This window comes from Cypionkella sp. PAMC25878, from assembly GCF_058135695.1.
Genome location: NZ_CM176871.1, coordinates 3,186,799 through 3,202,783, shown reverse-complemented (window position 1 = coordinate 3,202,783; position 15,985 = coordinate 3,186,799). Strand labels below are relative to the sequence as shown.

14 protein-coding genes are annotated in these 15,985 nt (G+C 60.3%); 6 read left to right on the top strand and 8 right to left on the bottom strand.

Annotation, left to right across the window (positions count from 1 at the left end):
* Nucleotides 1-4: 4 nt before the first annotated feature.
* Nucleotides 5-121, top strand: coding sequence for an entericidin EcnA/B family protein (locus ACS5RD_RS15730; protein ID WP_322323365.1), 117 nt, complete (start codon nucleotides 5-7; stop codon nucleotides 119-121).
* Between the two features lie 3 nt (nucleotides 122-124).
* Here the strand turns inward: ACS5RD_RS15730 and ACS5RD_RS15725 are convergent, their stop codons facing one another.
* The 3 genes from ACS5RD_RS15725 to ACS5RD_RS15715 all read right to left on the bottom strand — a co-directional run bounded on the left by ACS5RD_RS15725 (nucleotide 125) and on the right by ACS5RD_RS15715 (nucleotide 3,024).
* On the bottom strand, nucleotides 125-1,540 hold the full coding sequence (locus ACS5RD_RS15725; RefSeq protein WP_489928182.1) for a serine/threonine protein kinase: 1,416 nt from the start codon (nucleotides 1,538-1,540) through the stop codon (nucleotides 125-127).
* Nucleotides 1,541-2,281, bottom strand: coding sequence for a metallophosphoesterase family protein (locus ACS5RD_RS15720; RefSeq protein ID WP_489928181.1), 741 nt, complete (start codon nucleotides 2,279-2,281; stop codon nucleotides 1,541-1,543).
* 113 nt (nucleotides 2,282-2,394) lie between these two features.
* Entirely contained in the window at nucleotides 2,395-3,024 is a 630-nt protein-coding gene (locus tag ACS5RD_RS15715) for a helix-turn-helix domain-containing protein (protein WP_054006109.1), read from the bottom strand.
* Between the two features lie 147 nt (nucleotides 3,025-3,171).
* Between ACS5RD_RS15715 and ACS5RD_RS15710 the strand changes: the two genes are divergently transcribed.
* On the top strand, nucleotides 3,172-3,819 hold the full coding sequence (locus tag ACS5RD_RS15710) for a DsbA family oxidoreductase (protein WP_489928180.1): 648 nt from the start codon (nucleotides 3,172-3,174) through the stop codon (nucleotides 3,817-3,819).
* 1 nt (nucleotide 3,820) lies between these two features.
* On the top strand, nucleotides 3,821-5,017 hold the full coding sequence (locus ACS5RD_RS15705; RefSeq protein ID WP_489928179.1) for a multidrug effflux MFS transporter: 1,197 nt from the start codon (nucleotides 3,821-3,823) through the stop codon (nucleotides 5,015-5,017).
* A gap of 61 nt (nucleotides 5,018-5,078) precedes the next feature.
* Here ACS5RD_RS15705 and mfd read toward each other — a convergent pair whose 3' ends face one another.
* Together mfd and ACS5RD_RS15695 are read right to left on the bottom strand one after the other, a co-directional pair.
* The gene (gene mfd, locus ACS5RD_RS15700; protein ID WP_489928178.1) at nucleotides 5,079-8,525 is read right to left on the bottom strand and encodes a transcription-repair coupling factor; all 3,447 of its coding nucleotides are present in this window, start codon (nucleotides 8,523-8,525) and stop codon (nucleotides 5,079-5,081) included.
* Nucleotides 8,526-8,528: 3 nt separating this feature from the next.
* The gene (locus tag ACS5RD_RS15695; protein ID WP_489928177.1) at nucleotides 8,529-9,053 is read right to left on the bottom strand and encodes a component of SufBCD complex; all 525 of its coding nucleotides are present in this window, start codon (nucleotides 9,051-9,053) and stop codon (nucleotides 8,529-8,531) included.
* Nucleotides 9,054-9,177: 124 nt separating this feature from the next.
* On the opposite strand from ACS5RD_RS15695, the gene hemB reads away from it, so the two are divergent.
* Both hemB and ACS5RD_RS15685 read left to right on the top strand, forming a co-directional pair.
* Nucleotides 9,178-10,188: a porphobilinogen synthase gene (hemB, locus tag ACS5RD_RS15690; protein WP_489928176.1), complete on the top strand. Its 1,011-nt coding sequence runs from the start codon at nucleotides 9,178-9,180 to the stop codon at nucleotides 10,186-10,188.
* Between the two features lie 86 nt (nucleotides 10,189-10,274).
* Complete coding sequence (locus ACS5RD_RS15685; protein WP_054006184.1) at nucleotides 10,275-10,841, top strand: lipid-binding SYLF domain-containing protein; 567 nt, start codon at nucleotides 10,275-10,277, stop codon at nucleotides 10,839-10,841.
* A gap of 74 nt (nucleotides 10,842-10,915) precedes the next feature.
* Here the strand turns inward: ACS5RD_RS15685 and ACS5RD_RS15680 are convergent, their stop codons facing one another.
* Nucleotides 10,916-11,776 carry an NAD(P)-dependent oxidoreductase gene (locus tag ACS5RD_RS15680; protein WP_489928175.1) on the bottom strand — a complete coding sequence of 287 codons (861 nt, stop codon included), beginning with the start codon at nucleotides 11,774-11,776 and terminating at the stop codon, nucleotides 10,916-10,918.
* A gap of 79 nt (nucleotides 11,777-11,855) precedes the next feature.
* On the opposite strand from ACS5RD_RS15680, the gene ACS5RD_RS15675 reads away from it, so the two are divergent.
* Complete coding sequence (locus tag ACS5RD_RS15675) at nucleotides 11,856-14,327, top strand: penicillin acylase family protein (RefSeq protein ID WP_489928174.1); 2,472 nt, start codon at nucleotides 11,856-11,858, stop codon at nucleotides 14,325-14,327.
* A gap of 28 nt (nucleotides 14,328-14,355) precedes the next feature.
* Here the strand turns inward: ACS5RD_RS15675 and hflX are convergent, their stop codons facing one another.
* Together hflX and hfq are read right to left on the bottom strand one after the other, a co-directional pair.
* Nucleotides 14,356-15,639, bottom strand: a complete 1,284-nt coding sequence (gene hflX, locus ACS5RD_RS15670; RefSeq protein ID WP_489931391.1) for a GTPase HflX — start codon at nucleotides 15,637-15,639, stop codon at nucleotides 14,356-14,358.
* 47 nt (nucleotides 15,640-15,686) lie between these two features.
* Nucleotides 15,687-15,920: an RNA chaperone Hfq gene (gene hfq, locus ACS5RD_RS15665; RefSeq protein WP_054006118.1), complete on the bottom strand. Its 234-nt coding sequence runs from the start codon at nucleotides 15,918-15,920 to the stop codon at nucleotides 15,687-15,689.
* Nucleotides 15,921-15,985 lie beyond the last annotated feature (65 nt).

Genomic DNA, 15,985 nt, shown 5'->3' with positions numbered 1-15,985 from the left:
ACCAATGCGCAAGCTGATGATGATTTTGGTGCTGGGCGCACTGGCGGGCTGTGCGACTGTGGACGGCGTCGGGCGCGATGTGTCAGCCGGGGCGCAGCGGGTCGGCGGCTGGTTCAACTAGGGCTTAAGTCGCCTCGGGCTCTCCGCTATCGCGCAGCCGGATCACCGTGACCGAACAGGCGGCTTCGGCCACCACTTTGGCCGAAACCGAGCCCAAGAACCGCCGCGTGCTGGAATGGCCGCGCGCGCCCATCAGGATGTGATCGACGCGGGTGACTTCGGCATGGTCGATGATGGCTGTCGCGGGATCGGTGTTTTCGAGAATGGTGTAGGTCAGGCGATCGTCGGTCAGATCAATGCCCTCGGCCCAGGTCTTCAGACCGACAAGACGCGCGACATGCAGGTTGGTGCCGGCGTCGTCGGTGGTGGGGTCAATGCCCAGCCGCGCGGTTTTGATCACGTTGACGCAAGCCACGCGGGCGTCGGGGCGATTGACCAGCATCCGCTTGATTTGCAGATAGATCGCTTGCGCCAGCGGTTCGGCCTCGGGCGATAGATCGACAGCGACGAGCAGGATCGGGGCGCGCTCGATCTGGGCGGCGACGGATGGCGGTGCGGCGAAGGCCTTGAGGTTGCGCATTTTGCGCCAGCGGTTGAACACGGTCAGGGCGGAATCGCGTTGGGTCTTGTGGCCGCGCGCGGTGAGGCGGATTTGCATCGGATGCGCGAGATCAAAGATCATCTGGGCGGCGGATTGGTAGCGGTTGGCCGGATCGACTTCCAGCGCGCGCAGGATGATTTCTTGCAGCCATTCGGGAATATCGGGGCGGATGGCGCGCGGCGGCACCGGGTCGCGCCAGAGCCGTTGTTTGACTTGGGAGAGTTTCTCGGGCTGGCCGAAGGGCATTTTTCCGGTGGCGAGCTCATAAATCATCGCCCCTAGCGCGTAGAGGTCCGAGCGCAGATCGCCCCTTTGGCGCAGGTATTGTTCGGGGGCGATATAGGGGAAGGTACCCATCGGGATGGTGAATTCTTCGGCCAGAAGATCGGGGAGTTGATCATGGCGCGACAGGCCGTAGTCGATCAGCACCATTTCGCCGGTTGGGCGTTGCAGGAAATTGTCGGGCTTCAGATCAAGGTGGATGACATGCTGGCGGTGGATGTCATGCACGGCTTCGGCCATACGGGCGGCGAGTTCGATCACTTCAGCCACCGGGCGCGGCGCACGTTTGAAATATTGGAACATCGAGTTACCGGGGATACGCTCGGTGACGATATAGGGCATCACCGCGAAATCGCCCTGCCCCATCACCCGCGGCACATGAATGCCGGTCAGGCGCGGCATGATCATCTGCTCGACCTCAAACCCCACGATGGTCGGGCCGTCGTAGCCATCCAGAATGGTTGGCACTTTCATCACCATTGGCGTGCGATACAAAGCGTGGGTGACATCCCAGATCGTGGCGAAGCCGCCTTTGTGCAACTGCTCACCCAAAGTGAAGCCGTTGATTTCCAAGCCCGGATGCGGTTGCACAGACATTCAAATCCCCTTCATCAGACGCTGTGCCAGCGCCTCTGGCAGACCCGCTTCGCGCGATTTGCGGGCGGTGGTGGTGGCATCATAGCCGACGCGGCGAAAGGTCAATTCATTGCGGCTGCGGTCGAGGATGGCATATGAAGCCAAAGTGCTGCCATCGCGCGGCTGACCGACAGAACCGATCACGCCCAGCCAGCGCCGCGATTGCAACAAGGGCATCGGCTGGCCCGCTGCAACCTTCAGATGGCTGATCCGGCCCACCCTATCGCAGCTGTAAAGCGCGTTGCGGTGGACATGGCCGCAAAAGATCAACCGTGCATCGCAGACCAGAAAGCTGGGCCGCGCGGTGGATTCCGAGGTGACATAGAGCCAGTCAGCCGGATCATTGGCCGAGGCATGCACGAACAACGTGTCGCCATCCTGCACGGTCATCGGCAGTTCCGACAGGAACAGCTTCTGCCGCGCGTTCAGGCGGTTCACCGTCCAGTCGATCACCCGGCGGGCGTTGGGGTTCAGGATATTGTCAGCCACGCCCACAGCGCGATCATGGTTGCCGCGCAGACAAACCGCCCCCTTGGCCACAAAGGATTCGACCTGATCAATGCACCAACCGGGATCGGGGCCGTAGCCGACGATATCGCCGAGGAACACCAGCCGGTTGATCTGGCGTTGCGAGAGGTCTGCCAAGACAGCCTCAAACGCCTCGCGATTGGCGTGGATATCCGTCAGCAAGGCCAGACGCATGAAACCCCTCCTCAACCCGCTGGCCCGTCATGCTTTTATGCTGATCTAAGCCCAAGGGTGGTGGCTGACAGTGATATGGATCAAAGCGCAAGGTCAAGCCTTTGCGTCAGGGCCTAGGCCAGCGAAGTGACCCAAAGAATGGTCGCATCGTCTTCCGACAGGCTGATCACATTATGCCCCATCGAGGCGTCGTAATAGGCGCTATCGCCCCGGCGCAGATCGACGGGTTCGTAAAACTCGGTGTACAGCCGGATCACCCCGGTGAGGACGTAGAGAAATTCCTCACCCTCATGGCGCACCCAACCGTCAAAATCCTCCATCGCGCGGGCGCGGATGGTGGCGCGGTAGGGCAGCATCTGCTTTTTGGTCAGCGACCCGGCCAGCAGTTCATGCTCATAAGTGGTGGTGGCATGGGCCTGCCCCTCGCCGGATTTCGTCACCACGATCCGGCCCGACACCTGCGGCGCTTGCGCGGGCGTGAACAGTTGCGGCACCGAGACACCCATACCGAGGGCGAGTTTCTTCAGCGCCTCGTAGGTTGGTGACATCTGGCCGTTTTCGATTTTCGACAAGGTCGAGCGCGCCAGCCCCGCCTGCACCGAAGCTTGTTCCAGCGTCCAGCCCTTGGCTTTGCGCAACTCGCGCACCCGGATGCCCAAATCCAGCGGCTCCGGCACGGTTTGGCCAGAGTCGGGACCCGTTTCGCGGGCAATACGGATCATGCGTTTGGGATCGCTGGACATGGGCTTTCCTTACGGCAAGGCCGCCTTGCGTGCAACCAATGCAACGCAACTGTGCGTGGATGGTGGATTGCGGCGGCGGGCTGTTAGCGGTATCTAACTGAACCATTCGGTTTGAATGGGCCAGATGCGAAGCTTTCGGAGCCTGCAATGATCCGCCTTGATATTTTCTCTGATCCGGTCTGCCCGTGGTGCCTGATCGGCAAAGCCCATCTGGACCGCGCTTTGGCGGCGCATCCCGATCATCCGTTTGTCATCGCCTGGCATCCGTTCCAGTTGAACCCCGATATGCCGGCGGAAGGCGTCGAAAAGCGCCCCTATCTGGTAAAGCGTCTGGGCGGTGAGGCCAAGGTTGATGCGATCCATGACCGCTTGCGTCAGATTGCCAAAGAGGCGGGCGTGGCGATGGACCCCGACAAGCCCGAGATGCTGCCGAACACGATGAACGCGCATCGGATGATCCATTGGGCGGGGATCGAGGGCAAACAGGCGGCGATGGTTTCGGCACTGTTCCGGGCCTATTGGCGCGATGGCCGCGATATTGGCGATAGCGAGGAACTTTGCGATATCGCCGAGGAAATCGGCATGGACCCGAAGGCCGTGGCGCGGCTGTTGGCAACCGATGCCGATATCGACGATCTGCGCGCCCGCGATGTCGATGCGCGCAAAAAGGGTGTCACAGCGGTGCCGACCTTCCTGATCGCGCAACAATATGTCGTCTCTGGCGCGCAACCTCCCGAGGTTTGGGCGCAGGTGATCGACGAATTGGTGGCGAAGGCTGCCGAAGAAAGTAAGTGAAATGACCCCGACCAAACGCATCTCACAGGGCGAATTCATCGCCCTGACGGCCGCCTTGTTTGCCATGGTGGCGATCTCGATTGACGCCATGCTGCCCGCTTTGCCGGAAATCGCCGCGGCCTTGTCGCCCGATGCGCCAAACCGGGCGCAGTTGGTGATCACCAGTTTTGTGTTTGGCATGGGGCTGGGGACGCTGTTTGTCGGGCCGTTGTCGGATGCTTACGGGCGCAAGCCGGTGATCTATGCGGGTGCGGGGCTTTATGCGTTGACGGCTTTGGCCTGCTATTTTGCCAATTCGCTGGATACTTTGCTGATCGCGCGCGTGCTGCAAGGCATGTCGGTGGCTGCCGCCCGCGTGGTGTCGATGGCAATCATGCGTGACCAGTTCAAGGGCCGCGAGATGGCCAAGATCATGTCATTTGTGATGATGGTGTTTATCATGGTGCCTGCGGTCGCGCCGTTGATGGGGCAAGGTATCATTGCGATTGCGGGATGGCAGAGCATTTTCCTCGTCTACATCCTGATCGTCGCGGTGGTCATGCTGTGGTTCGGTCTGCGCCAGCATGAGACTTTGGCTGTGGAACACCGACGCCCTTTGGATTTTGGCGTGCTGGTGGCGGCGACGAAGGAATTGTTCACCCATCGCATTGTGGTGATTTCAATCGCGGCACAGACGCTGACGATGGCGGCTTTGTTTGCCAGCCTGTCCTCGATGCAAGGCATCTTTGAGCAACGCTTTGACCGTGCCGAAAGCTTTCCCCTGTGGTTTGCTTTCATCGCCTTGGGTTCGGCTTCGGGCAGCATCATCAACTCGCGTGTGGTGATGCGTATCGGGATGCGCCCGGTGATCATGATGGCCTATGCAAGCGTTCTGGCGCTGACCGTGGTGCTGCTGGCGCTGATGGCTACGGGCACGATGCCAGAGCTTCTGGCGTTTCCGTTGCATATTGTTTGGAGCATTGGCCTCTTTTCGATGATGTCGATGACGATGGGCAACCTGAATGCGCTGGCGATGGAGCCTGTCGGCCACATCGCGGGGCTGGCGGCTTCGGTGATGACTTCGGTGGCCACCGTAGCCTCGGTGGTGCTGGCGGTGCCGGTCGGGCTGATGTTTGACGGCACGGCCTTGCCGCTGATGGCGGGGGTGGCGGTGTTTGTCGCAGGCGCGCTGGCGCTGATGCAGGTGATCAAGCGCTGATCTCAAGGTTCGATCTGTGATAGCGCGCCCCTGACCGGGCGCGCTTTTTCATGGCTAAGGGTCAGCCCTTGGGTTTGACGATCTTTTCCGCCAGATCGCGGGCGATGTTGAACGCGCCCTTGATACGGTCGGATTCCGATTTCATCTCCCCCATCAGCACAATCTTGTTGCCGCTGATTTTGGCGGCTGGACCTTGTGCCTTGATGAATTCCACCAGCCCCGCCGGATTGGCGAATTTGTCGTTGTGGAACTGCACGGTGGCACCTTTGGTGCCCGCGTCGATGCGGGAAATGCCTGCACGTTTGCACATCGACTTGATCCGCACGATCAGCATCAGCGTGTTGACCTCTTTCGGGATTGGGCCGAAGCGGTCGATCAACTCGGCCGCGAAACCTTCCAGCTCGACCTTGGTGGCAAGGCTGGACAGGCGGCGATAGAGGCCTAAACGGATATCCAGATCAGGGATGTAGGCTTCGGGGATCATCACCGGCACGCCAAGGTTGATCTGCGGCGACCATTGATCATCGACGGCGCTTAGCCCCTGCAATTCGCCGGATTTGATCTTGGCAATCGTCTCCTCCAGCATCGCTTGATACAGTTCGTAGCCGACTTCCTTGATATGGCCGGATTGTTCTTCGCCAAGCAGATTGCCCGCGCCGCGCAGATCGAGGTCGTGGCTGGCAAGGTTGAAGCCCGCACCAAGACTATCGAGCGAGCCCATCAGGCGTAGGCGTTTGTTGGCCTGCGGTGTCAGTGGCGCACGCGGTTTTGTGGTGAGATAACAATAGGCTCTGGTTTTTGAGCGCCCCACCCTGCCCCTGATCTGGTACAACTGTCCAAGTCCAAACATATCAGCGCGGTGGACGATCATCGTGTTGGCGCTGGGGATATCCAGACCGGATTCGACGATAGAGGTGGCGATCAGCACATCATATTTGCCGTCGTAGAATTCGTTCATCCGCTCATCGAGATCACCCGCCGCAAGTTGGCCGTGGGCGATGACATAGCTGACTTCGGGCACATGGGTTTTCAGGAAATCTTCGATGTCGTGCAGATCAGAGATACGGGGGACGACGTAGAAGCTTTGCCCCCCGCGGAAGCGCTCACGCAGCAGGGCTTCGCGGATGGTGATGGTGTCGAATTCGCTGATGTAAGTACGGATCGCAAGTCGGTCGACTGGCGGGGTTGCGATGATCGAGAGGTCACGCACCCCGGTCAGCGACAGTTGCAGGGTGCGCGGGATCGGCGTGGCGGTTAGGGTCAGGACGTGAACCTCGGAACGCATTTCTTTCAGGCGTTCTTTGTGGGTCACGCCGAAATGCTGTTCCTCGTCGATCACCAACAGGCCAAGGTTTTTGAAACGGATGGCTTTGGCCAGCAAGGCATGGGTGCCGATGACGATATCCACGCGGCCCTCGGCCATCTCGGTACGGGTGATGTTGGCGTCTTTGGTGCTGACGAACCGGGAGAGCGGTTTGATGTTGATCGGGAAGCCGCGAAAGCGTTCGACAAAGCTGCGGTAGTGCTGGCGGGCCAGCAAGGTTGTGGGGCAGATCACCGCGACCTGCATCCCCGACAGCGCCGCCACAAAAGCCGCGCGCATGGCGACTTCGGTTTTGCCAAAGCCTACATCGCCGACAATCAGGCGATCCATCGGGCTGCCTTTTTCAAGGTCGGCCACCACATCACCAATGGCGGAAAGCTGATCGTCGGTTTCGGTATAGGGGAAACGGGCGGCAAAAGCCTCCCATATACTGTGCGGCGCTTCAAGAATCGGCGCGTGGCGCAGGGCGCGCTCAGCCGCGATGCGCATCAGCTTGTCGGCAATCTCGCGGATGCGCTGCTTGAGTTTCGCCTTCTTCGCCTGCCAAGCACCGCCACCGAGACGGTCGAGCAGACCTTCTTCATGGCCATAGCGGCTAAGGAGTTCGATATTCTCAACCGGCAGATAAAGTTTCGCGTTTTCAGCATATTCCAAGGCGACGCAGGCATGGGGCGCACCGAGGGCGGTGATGGTTTCCAAGCCCAGATAGCGCCCGACGCCATGTTCGACATGCACCACCAGATCGCCGACGCTGAGGGTGTCGACCTCGCGCAGGAAGTTGTCGGCCTTGCGTTTTTTGCGTGGTTTGCTGACCAAACGGTCGCCCAGAACGTCTTGTTCCGAGATCACCGCAAGGCCGGGGGCGGTAAAGCCAGCCTCCAGCGCCCAGATCATCAGGTAGAGGCCACCGCGGCCTTCGGGCAGATCGCGGAAGTCTTTGATTTCTTTTGCGCCGTGCAGGCCTTGGTCGTCGAGTAGCCCTTTGAGCCGTTCGCGTGCGCCATCAGACCACGAGGCGATCACCACCTGCGCCTCTTGAGATAGCGCTTTAATATGCGCTGACAGAGCGCTGAAAAGGCTAATATTTTCCTGCTGGCGCTCTGGCGCGAAGCTGCGGCCAATGCGGCCTTGTGCATCCAGCACGCCCGGCCCCGGGGCTTGTGGCAGCGGTGACAGTTGCACGACGCGGTGATCGGCGACAGCGGCTTCCCATGCGGTATCGTCGAGATAGAGCAGACCCGGCGCGGAAGGTTTATAGACCGAATCCATCCGGCCTTTGGCGTTCATCGCCTCGTGCCGCGCGTCGTATTGGTCGGCGATACCCTCCCAGCGTGACAGGCGGGCGGCGGTGACTTGATCATCCAAAAGCACGGAAGCCTTTGGCAAGTAGTCAAAAATCGTCTCAAGGCCTGCGTGAAAGAACGGCAGCCAATGCTCCATGCCCTGATGCTTGCGGCCAGCAGATACGGCCTCATAGAGCGGATCATCCGAGCCGCCCGCGCCGAACTCAACACGGTAATTCTGGCGGAAACGGCTGATCGCGGCATCGTCGAGGATCACCTCGGACATCGGCGCGAATTCGACCGCTTTCAGCTTTTCCGTAGTGCGCTGGGTGACGGGATCAAAGCGGCGGGCACCATCCAGCACGTCGCCGAAGAAGTCCAAGCGCACCGGGCCGCCTTCGCCCGGCGGGTAGATGTCAACAATCCCGCCACGAATGGCGAAATCACCCGGCTCGGCTACGGTCGAGACGGGCGAAAAGCCCATGCGGGCCAGAAAGCCTTTCAGCTGTTTTTCGTCAACGTGATCTCCCACGCGGGCGACAAAAGACGCGGTTTGCATCACAGACCGCGCGGGCAAGCGCTGCATGGCGGCGTTCAAAGTGGTTAACAGCACGAACGGGCCGTTAAAGCCCGAAGCCAAAGCCGCAAGGGTCGACATGCGGCGGGCTAGAATCTCGGGGTTGGGCGAAATGCGGTCGTAGGGCAAGCAATCCCAAGCGGGCAGATCGAGCACCACGGTTTTGGGGGCCATCACGTTCAGCGCCGCGCGCATCGCCTCTAGGCGTTTGTCATCGCGGGCAACATGAATCACCGGGGCACCGCGCGCAAGTTCGCGGGCCAGCAGCTTGGCGTCATAGCCTTCGGGCGCGCCGCCCAGAATGATCCGGTCAGCGCCCGCCATGGCCTACCCCAACACGCCGATGTAAAGATTGGCGTACATGCCGAACATCGAGGTCACGAAAATCGACACCATGCCAAGCGCTTGCGTGGCGATCCTGTGACGGATCAGTCGACGGTGCAAAGCCTCACCGCTATGCTCCCCACTCACGATCAGGCCAGCGGTGCGCAAAGACAGCATCGACAGGAAGCTCATCGGCACGATCAGGAACAGCACGGCTTGGGCGAATTCGACTTTGTAATACACCGCCAGAACCAGCAGCGCGGTCAACAGGAAGCACAAAAACGCCACCAGCCAGACCCCAGCGGTTTGCGCGATGAAAAGCATCCGTCCGGTGTTGATCCGCACCAAAGTCTCCAGATCGTCCTGCAAGCTGCCGCCTTGACGCCGCGCACGGCTGATCAGATCGAACGGCACGCCCAGCACCCAATGGCTGGCCGAAGACCACATCACCGCCAGCATGATCCAATACCACAAGTTTGAAAACGACCGCATGTCGATCAATTCAAACAGGACTTGATACAAATTCACCTTAAGCCCTCACTGCCTTAAGCCTGCCTTGGCCTGCGCCCGAATGTCTGCTTGAGACGCCGCTCTTTCCATGTCAGGCAGAGGCAACAACCGCAAGCCTTTTTGCCATCTTCAGGATAGACCAATGCGCCCGATCTCCGCCCCGACCCCGCAGTCTCGTTTCCGCCGTCTGCGCAGCACCCCCGCTTTGCGCGCGCTGGTGCAGGAAAACACCCTGACGGTGGGCGATCTGATCTGGCCGGTGTTCGTGCGCGATGGCGTGGGAGTGTCCGAGCCGGTGGCCTCGATGCCGGGGGTGAACCGTTTGTCGGTGGATCTGGTGGTAAAGGCGGCTGAAGCAGCGGCAGCTTTGGGGATTCCAGCGATTTGTCTATTTCCCTACACCGATCCCAGCCTGAAAACCGAAGACTGCGCCGAGGCGTGGAACCCGGACAATCTGACCAACCGGGCCATTCGGGCGATCAAGGCGGCGGTGCCGCAGATTGCGGTGATGACGGATGTGGCGCTCGACCCCTATAACGCGCTTGGGCATGACGGGTTGGTCAAGGACGGTATCATTCTGAACGACGAATCCGTTCAGGCCTTGGTACGGCAGGCTTTGGTGCAGGCCGAAGCGGGCGCGGATATTCTGGGACCGTCGGATATGATGGACGGGCGGATTGGCGCGATCCGGGCGGCGCTTGAGGTCGCAGGGCGTACCAATGTGGCGATCATGTCCTATGCGGCGAAATATGCCTCGGCGTTTTACGGCCCGTTCCGCGATGCGGTGGGGGCTTCGGGCGCGCTGAAGGGCGACAAAAAGACCTATCAGATGAATCCGGCCAACAGTGATGAGGCGCTGCGGCTGATCGAGCGCGATCTGCGCGAGGGCGCGGATATGGTGATGGTTAAGCCGGGGATGCCGTATTTGGATATTTGTCGGCGGGCGAAGGAGATGTTCGGAGCGCCCACCTTTGCCTATCAGGTCTCGGGTGAATACGCGATGATCCAAGCTGCGGCGCAGAACGGCTGGATTGATGGCGACAAGGCGATGATTGAGAGCCTGATGGCGTTCAAACGCGCCGGTTGTGATGGCATCCTGACCTATTTTGCGCCCCGGGTGGCGAAGTTGCTCGGCGGCGCGGCGCTTGCCTGAATAGGCGCGGGATGACAAGCCGCTGCAACCGCGCTAATGTGACGGCAACGGGGTCACAGAACCCCCTGTGAGGCATGAGGGCGGATATGACGAATTTTTCCAGACGCGGCTTTCTGGCGCTGACCGGAGTGGGTTTGGTTTCGGCCTGCCAGAACACCGTGGTCGGCAATGGCGTGGGTTCGAACGGCGGCGCGCAGATTGATGCGCGGGTGCGCGAGACGCAGGCCTATTTGTTCGGCAAGTTTCCGGGCACCCAACAGTTGGCGAACCGCTCCAGCGGGATTTTGACGATGCCTTTGGTGACCGAGGCGGGCTTCGGCTTTGGCGGCGCTTATGGCCGCGGCGTGTTGGAGATCAAGGGCGCCAAGGTGGATTACTATTCGGCCACCAAAGCCTCGATCGGCTTTCAGATTGGCGCGCAACAATACGCGCATATGCTGTTTTTCACCACAGATCAGGCGTTGCAGGATTTCCGCCGCTCGCCAGGATGGGCCGCCAGCGCCGATATTCGGTATGCGACCCCGGAGGAAGGCGGCTCGATTGGCAAAGAGACCACCGAGCTTGATCCGGTGATCGCTTTCGTGTTCGGCCAGCAAGGTTTGATGGCGGGGGCGACGCTGTCTGGGGTGAAGTATACCCGGATTATCGTCTAAGCTGCCACACGGGGCAGCTTGGACTCGCTTTTAAGATCAAAGGGTTAGCGGACCTCGTTCAGCTTTCGCTAACCCTATTTCAGTCGGCGGATCAGGCTGGAGGTGTCGTTGCGGTTGCCACCCATCCGCTGCACATCCTTGTAGAACTGATCGACCAAAGCGGTCACCGGCAGGGAAGCTCCGATCTGGTCGGCGGCATCCAGACAGATTTTCAGGTCTTTGCGCATCCAATCCACTGCGAATCCGTGATCGAATTTTCCGGCCAGCATGGTTTTGTGACGGTTGGCCATTTGCCATGACCCGGCAGCGCCTTGGCTGATCACTTCCACCACGGCCTCACCATCTAAGCCTGCTTTCTCGCCAAAGGCCAAGGCCTCAGCCAAGCCCTGCACCAGCCCCGCGATCGCGATCTGGTTCATCATCTTGGCCAGTTGCCCTGCCCCGCTTTCGCCCAGACGGCGGCAGATCCGGGCATAGGCGGCGATCACCGGCTCGGCTTTGTCGTAGTCAGCCTGCGCGCCGCCGCACATCACCGAGAGCACGCCGTTCTCCGCCCCGGCTTGGCCGCCCGAGACCGGAGCATCAACGAAGCCAAGGCCTTGGCCCGTGGCAATCGCCGACAACTCGCGCGTGACCGCCGCCGAAACCGTGGTGTGATCGACGAAGATCGCGTCATTCATGCCGGCAAACGCGCCATCTGGCCCAAGGCAAATGCTGCGCAGATCGTCGTCATTGCCCACACAGGCCATCACAAATGCGGCACCACTTGCGGCCTCTCGCGGGGTAGCCGCCGAGGCCCCACCATGCTGTGCCACCCAAGCGGCAGATTTCACCGGATTACGGTTATAAACCGTGACTTGATGGCCCTTGGCAGCCAAATGCCCCGCCATCGGCGCGCCCATCACCCCAAGGCCCAAAAACGCCAGTTTTGCCATGATCTTCCGCCTTGCATTGCCCCTATTCTGGCTTTGGACTAGGAAGGCAATCAACCTCTGCCGTCAAGGACTCCGCCTTATGTTGACCGCCTTCCGCTGGCTTATGCGCATCTTCACCGGGCTGATCGCTTTGGGGCTGCTGGCGGGGGTGTTGGTCTATTATGTGCTGACCCGCAGCTTGCCGGATTACAACGAGGATTTCACCCTGAAGGGCATCTCTGCCCCGGTGGAAATCGTGCGGAATAACAACGACGTGCCGCATATCTTCGGTAAAACCGAAGAAGATGTCTATTTCGCCTTGGGGTTCGCCCATGCGCAGGATCGGCTGTGGCAAATGACGATGCTACGGCGCACGGCGCAAGGGCGGCTGTCGGAGATTTTCGGCGCACGCACGGTGAAGATTGATGAATTGGTGCGCCGCTTGGATATTTACGGGCTGGCGCAACAGTCGGTGAAGGTGCAGGACGAACGTACAACTTTGGCGCTGCAGGCCTATGCGGCTGGCGTCAACGCATGGATTTCGCAGGTTAATCTCGGCGCGCGTGGTCGGGGCGCGCCGGAATTTTTCTTCTTTTCCAATGCGATCGCGGCATGGTCGCCTGCCGATAGCCTGTCGATCTTGAAGCTGATGGCGCTGCAGCTGTCCTCTCATCTGGAGGACGAGGTATTGCGCGCGCAGATGTCGCTGGTGCTGCCGCCTGCGCGTCTCAGCGATATTCTGCCCGATGATCCGGGCCAAGGTGTCGCCGCTTTGCCCGATTACGCGAGCCTGATGCCGGGGGCTTTTCCGGAGGCTACGATCAAGACCGCCTATCTCGACACGCCGCTGTCGCCGTTCCATTCCCGCGATTTCGCCGGGGCCTCGAACGCATGGGCGGCGATGCCGGGGAAGGCCGCGGCGGGTGGCAGTTTGCTAGCGAATGATCCGCATCTGGGGCTGACGGCCCCCTCGATCTGGTATCTGGCACGGCTGCAACTGCCAACCGGCGGGGTGATTGGCGGCACGATTCCGGGGATGCCGTTGGTGCTGGTCGGGCGGTCTGAGCGCTTGGGCTGGGGTCTGACCTCTAGCTATCTCGACGATCAGGACGTGGTGATCGAAAAGCTGAACCCAAAGAATTCACAGGAATACCTCACACCCGAAGGGCCGAAGAAATTCACCTCGCGGCAGACGATTTTGAACATCAAGGGCGAAGATCCGGTGACGCTGACCCTGCGCTGGTCAGAGGCTGGGCCGATCCTGCCAGGAACGCATTACGATCTGGCCTCGGTGACCCCTGCGGGCTCGGTTGCGGCGCTGGAATGGACGGCTTTGTCTGGGGCGGATACCTCGATGACGGCGGCGATGAAGCTGATGTCGGCAGGTTCGGTCGATCAGGCGATTGAGGCGGGCAAAGGCTTTATCGCCCCATCGCAGAACCTGATGCTGGCGGATGCGAAGGGAATCGCGCTGCAAACCATCGGGGCGATGCCCGCGCGTGATCCCTCGAACGCCACACAAGGACGGATGCCGGCGCCCGGTTGGCAGGGCAAAAACCGCTGGACCGGGATTTTGCCCTATGAGGACAATCCGCGATTTGTGAACCCGGCCAGTGGCTTGCTGGGCAATACCAACAACAAAACTGTCGACCGCCCCTTCCCGCTGCATGTCAGTTTTGATTGGGGCGACACCCAACGGATTCAACGCTGGCTGGCACTGATGAAAACCCGCGAGGTGCACACCCGCGACAGTTTCATCGAGGCGCAGCTGGATACCGTCTCACCCACAGCGCGCAATTTGCTGCCGCTGATCGGCGCCGATCTGTGGTTCACCGGAGAGCCTGCCGCCGAAGGCACGCCCGAACGCCTGCGCCAGAAGGCATTGGATTTGATGGCAAAATGGAACGGTGAGATGAACGAACATCTGCCCGAACCATTGATCGCCGAGGCTTGGCTGCGCGCCTTGCAGGACCGACTGACCCGCGATGAAATTGGCCCTCTGGCCGATCAGTTTACCCACCCTGAGCCTGTGTTCATTGAGCGGGTGTATCGCAACATCGGTGGTGCTTCGGTTTGGTGCGACGTGGTGCAATCGGCGGCTGTTGAAACCTGCACCGACATTGCACGCATCGCCTTGGATCAGGCTTTGCTAGAGTTATCCGAGACTTACGGTCCGAACATCGAAAGCTGGCGCTGGGGTGACGCGCATCAGGCGACGCATGATCACCCGGTATTGGGCGATGTGCCAGTGCTGCGCTATTTCGTGAATATCCGGCAATCGACCTCTGGCGGCGACACCACCTTGCTGCGTGGCCGCACCAAAGGCACCGGGCCGAACCCGTATCTGAACGTCCATGCCGGCGGCTATCGCGGGGTCTACGATTTCGCCGACCCAGATTCCTCGGTGTTCATCCAAGCCACCGGACAATCCGGGCATCCGTTGTCGCGGTTCTACGATGATCTCAGCGAATTGTGGCGGCGCGGCGAGTATATCCCGATGTCACTGGATCCGGAATTGGCGCGGGCTGGGGCGGTTGGAGACATGATCCTGACGCCGGAAATACCACAATAACAAATCCTTGCGGCGCTATCTTCGGGTATCAGTTGAGCTCGCGGTAGCGCCCCTGCTGGCGTTCGGTCCACAGGACGGTGATCCGCCAGCCTTCGTCGTCTTGGGTCTCGTCCACCACGATCCCGGCATCATGCAGCCACGAGCGCCGCTTGCCCTCGGAGAAGCTGAGCGCCAGCACCGCTTGCGATTTTTCTTCCTCAAAGGCGGTTGAAACCGCCTCAAGCAGTTCCGCAACGCCTTCCCCTGTCAGCGCGGAAACCGGAAAAACCCCTGCACGATTGGCGGCCTGCACCGTCAAAGCCTCACGCTGGCTGGCATCGACGAGGTCAAGTTTGTTCCAGACCTCAAACATCGGCACAGCTTTGTTGACGCCGAGAGAGGTCAGAATATCGCCCACATCGGCGGCCTGTTCGGCGGTTTCCGGGTGGCTGATGTCACGCACATGCAGGATCAGATCGGCTTCCAGCACCTCCTCCAGGGTGGCGCGGAAGGCGGCGACCAGTTGGGTTGGCAGTTCGGAAATGAAGCCCACTGTATCCGAAGCGATCACTTTACGGCCAGACGGCAACACCACGCCGCGCATGGTTGGGTCCAAAGTGGCAAACAGCATGTCCTTGGCCAAAACCTCGGCCCCGGTCATATGGTTAAACAGCGTTGATTTCCCGGCGTTGGTATAGCCGACCAACGCCACCAGCGGGAACGGCACTTTGCGGCGCGATGCGCGATGCAACTCGCGGGTTTTGGCAACCCGGTCCAACTGGCGTTTCAGGCGGATGACCTGATCATCAATCGCCCGACGGTCGGATTCGATCTGGGTCTCGCCAGGCCCGCCGACAAAGCCAAAACCGCCGCGCTGGCGTTCCAGGTGGGTCCAGGCCCGCACCAGCCTTGTGCGTTGATAGGACAGTGCGGCGAGTTCCACCTGCAGCACGCCTTCGCGGGTGCGGGCGCGGTCAGCGAAGATCTCAAGGATCAGACCGGTGCGGTCTAACAGCTTGACACCCCATTCTTTTTCCAGATTGCGCTGCTGCACCGGTGTGACCGGGCCATCGACAAGTACCAGATCAATCTCCAGCCCGTTCATGGTGGCTTTCAATTCCTCGACCTTGCCCGAACCGAACAACGTCCCTGGCTGCACCCGTGGTAAGCGCACGACTTCGGCCCCCAGAACCTCGAGTCCGGGCAAGGCAGCGGCCAAACTGACGGCTTCGGCCAGCCCATGTTCTGGCAAGCGCCGTGATTTGACCGATTTCAGATCGGGGTGCAAGACATAGGCCCGCGTCGGGGCCGCCGCCGTTTCATAGGCGGCGATGCCACCGTCAGCAAACGGCCAATCGTCATCTTCTGGAAGATCAGGGATCAGTCTTCACCTTCATAAAGGTTAACCGGGCCACCCGGCATGATCGTTGAAATCGCGTGTTTATAGACCAGCTGCGACTGACCATCTCGGCGCAGCAGCACGCAGAAATTGTCAAACCAAGTGATCACACCTTGCAATTTCACGCCGTTGATCAGGAAAATCGTCACCGGAACTTTGGATTTCCGGACGTGATTGAGAAACGCGTCTTGCAAATTTTGTTTGTCTGCGGCCATTTTTTCTTATCCTTATCGCCAGTCGCACCGAAAAGCGCGCCCTACCGCGCCTCGATGTTTAACTA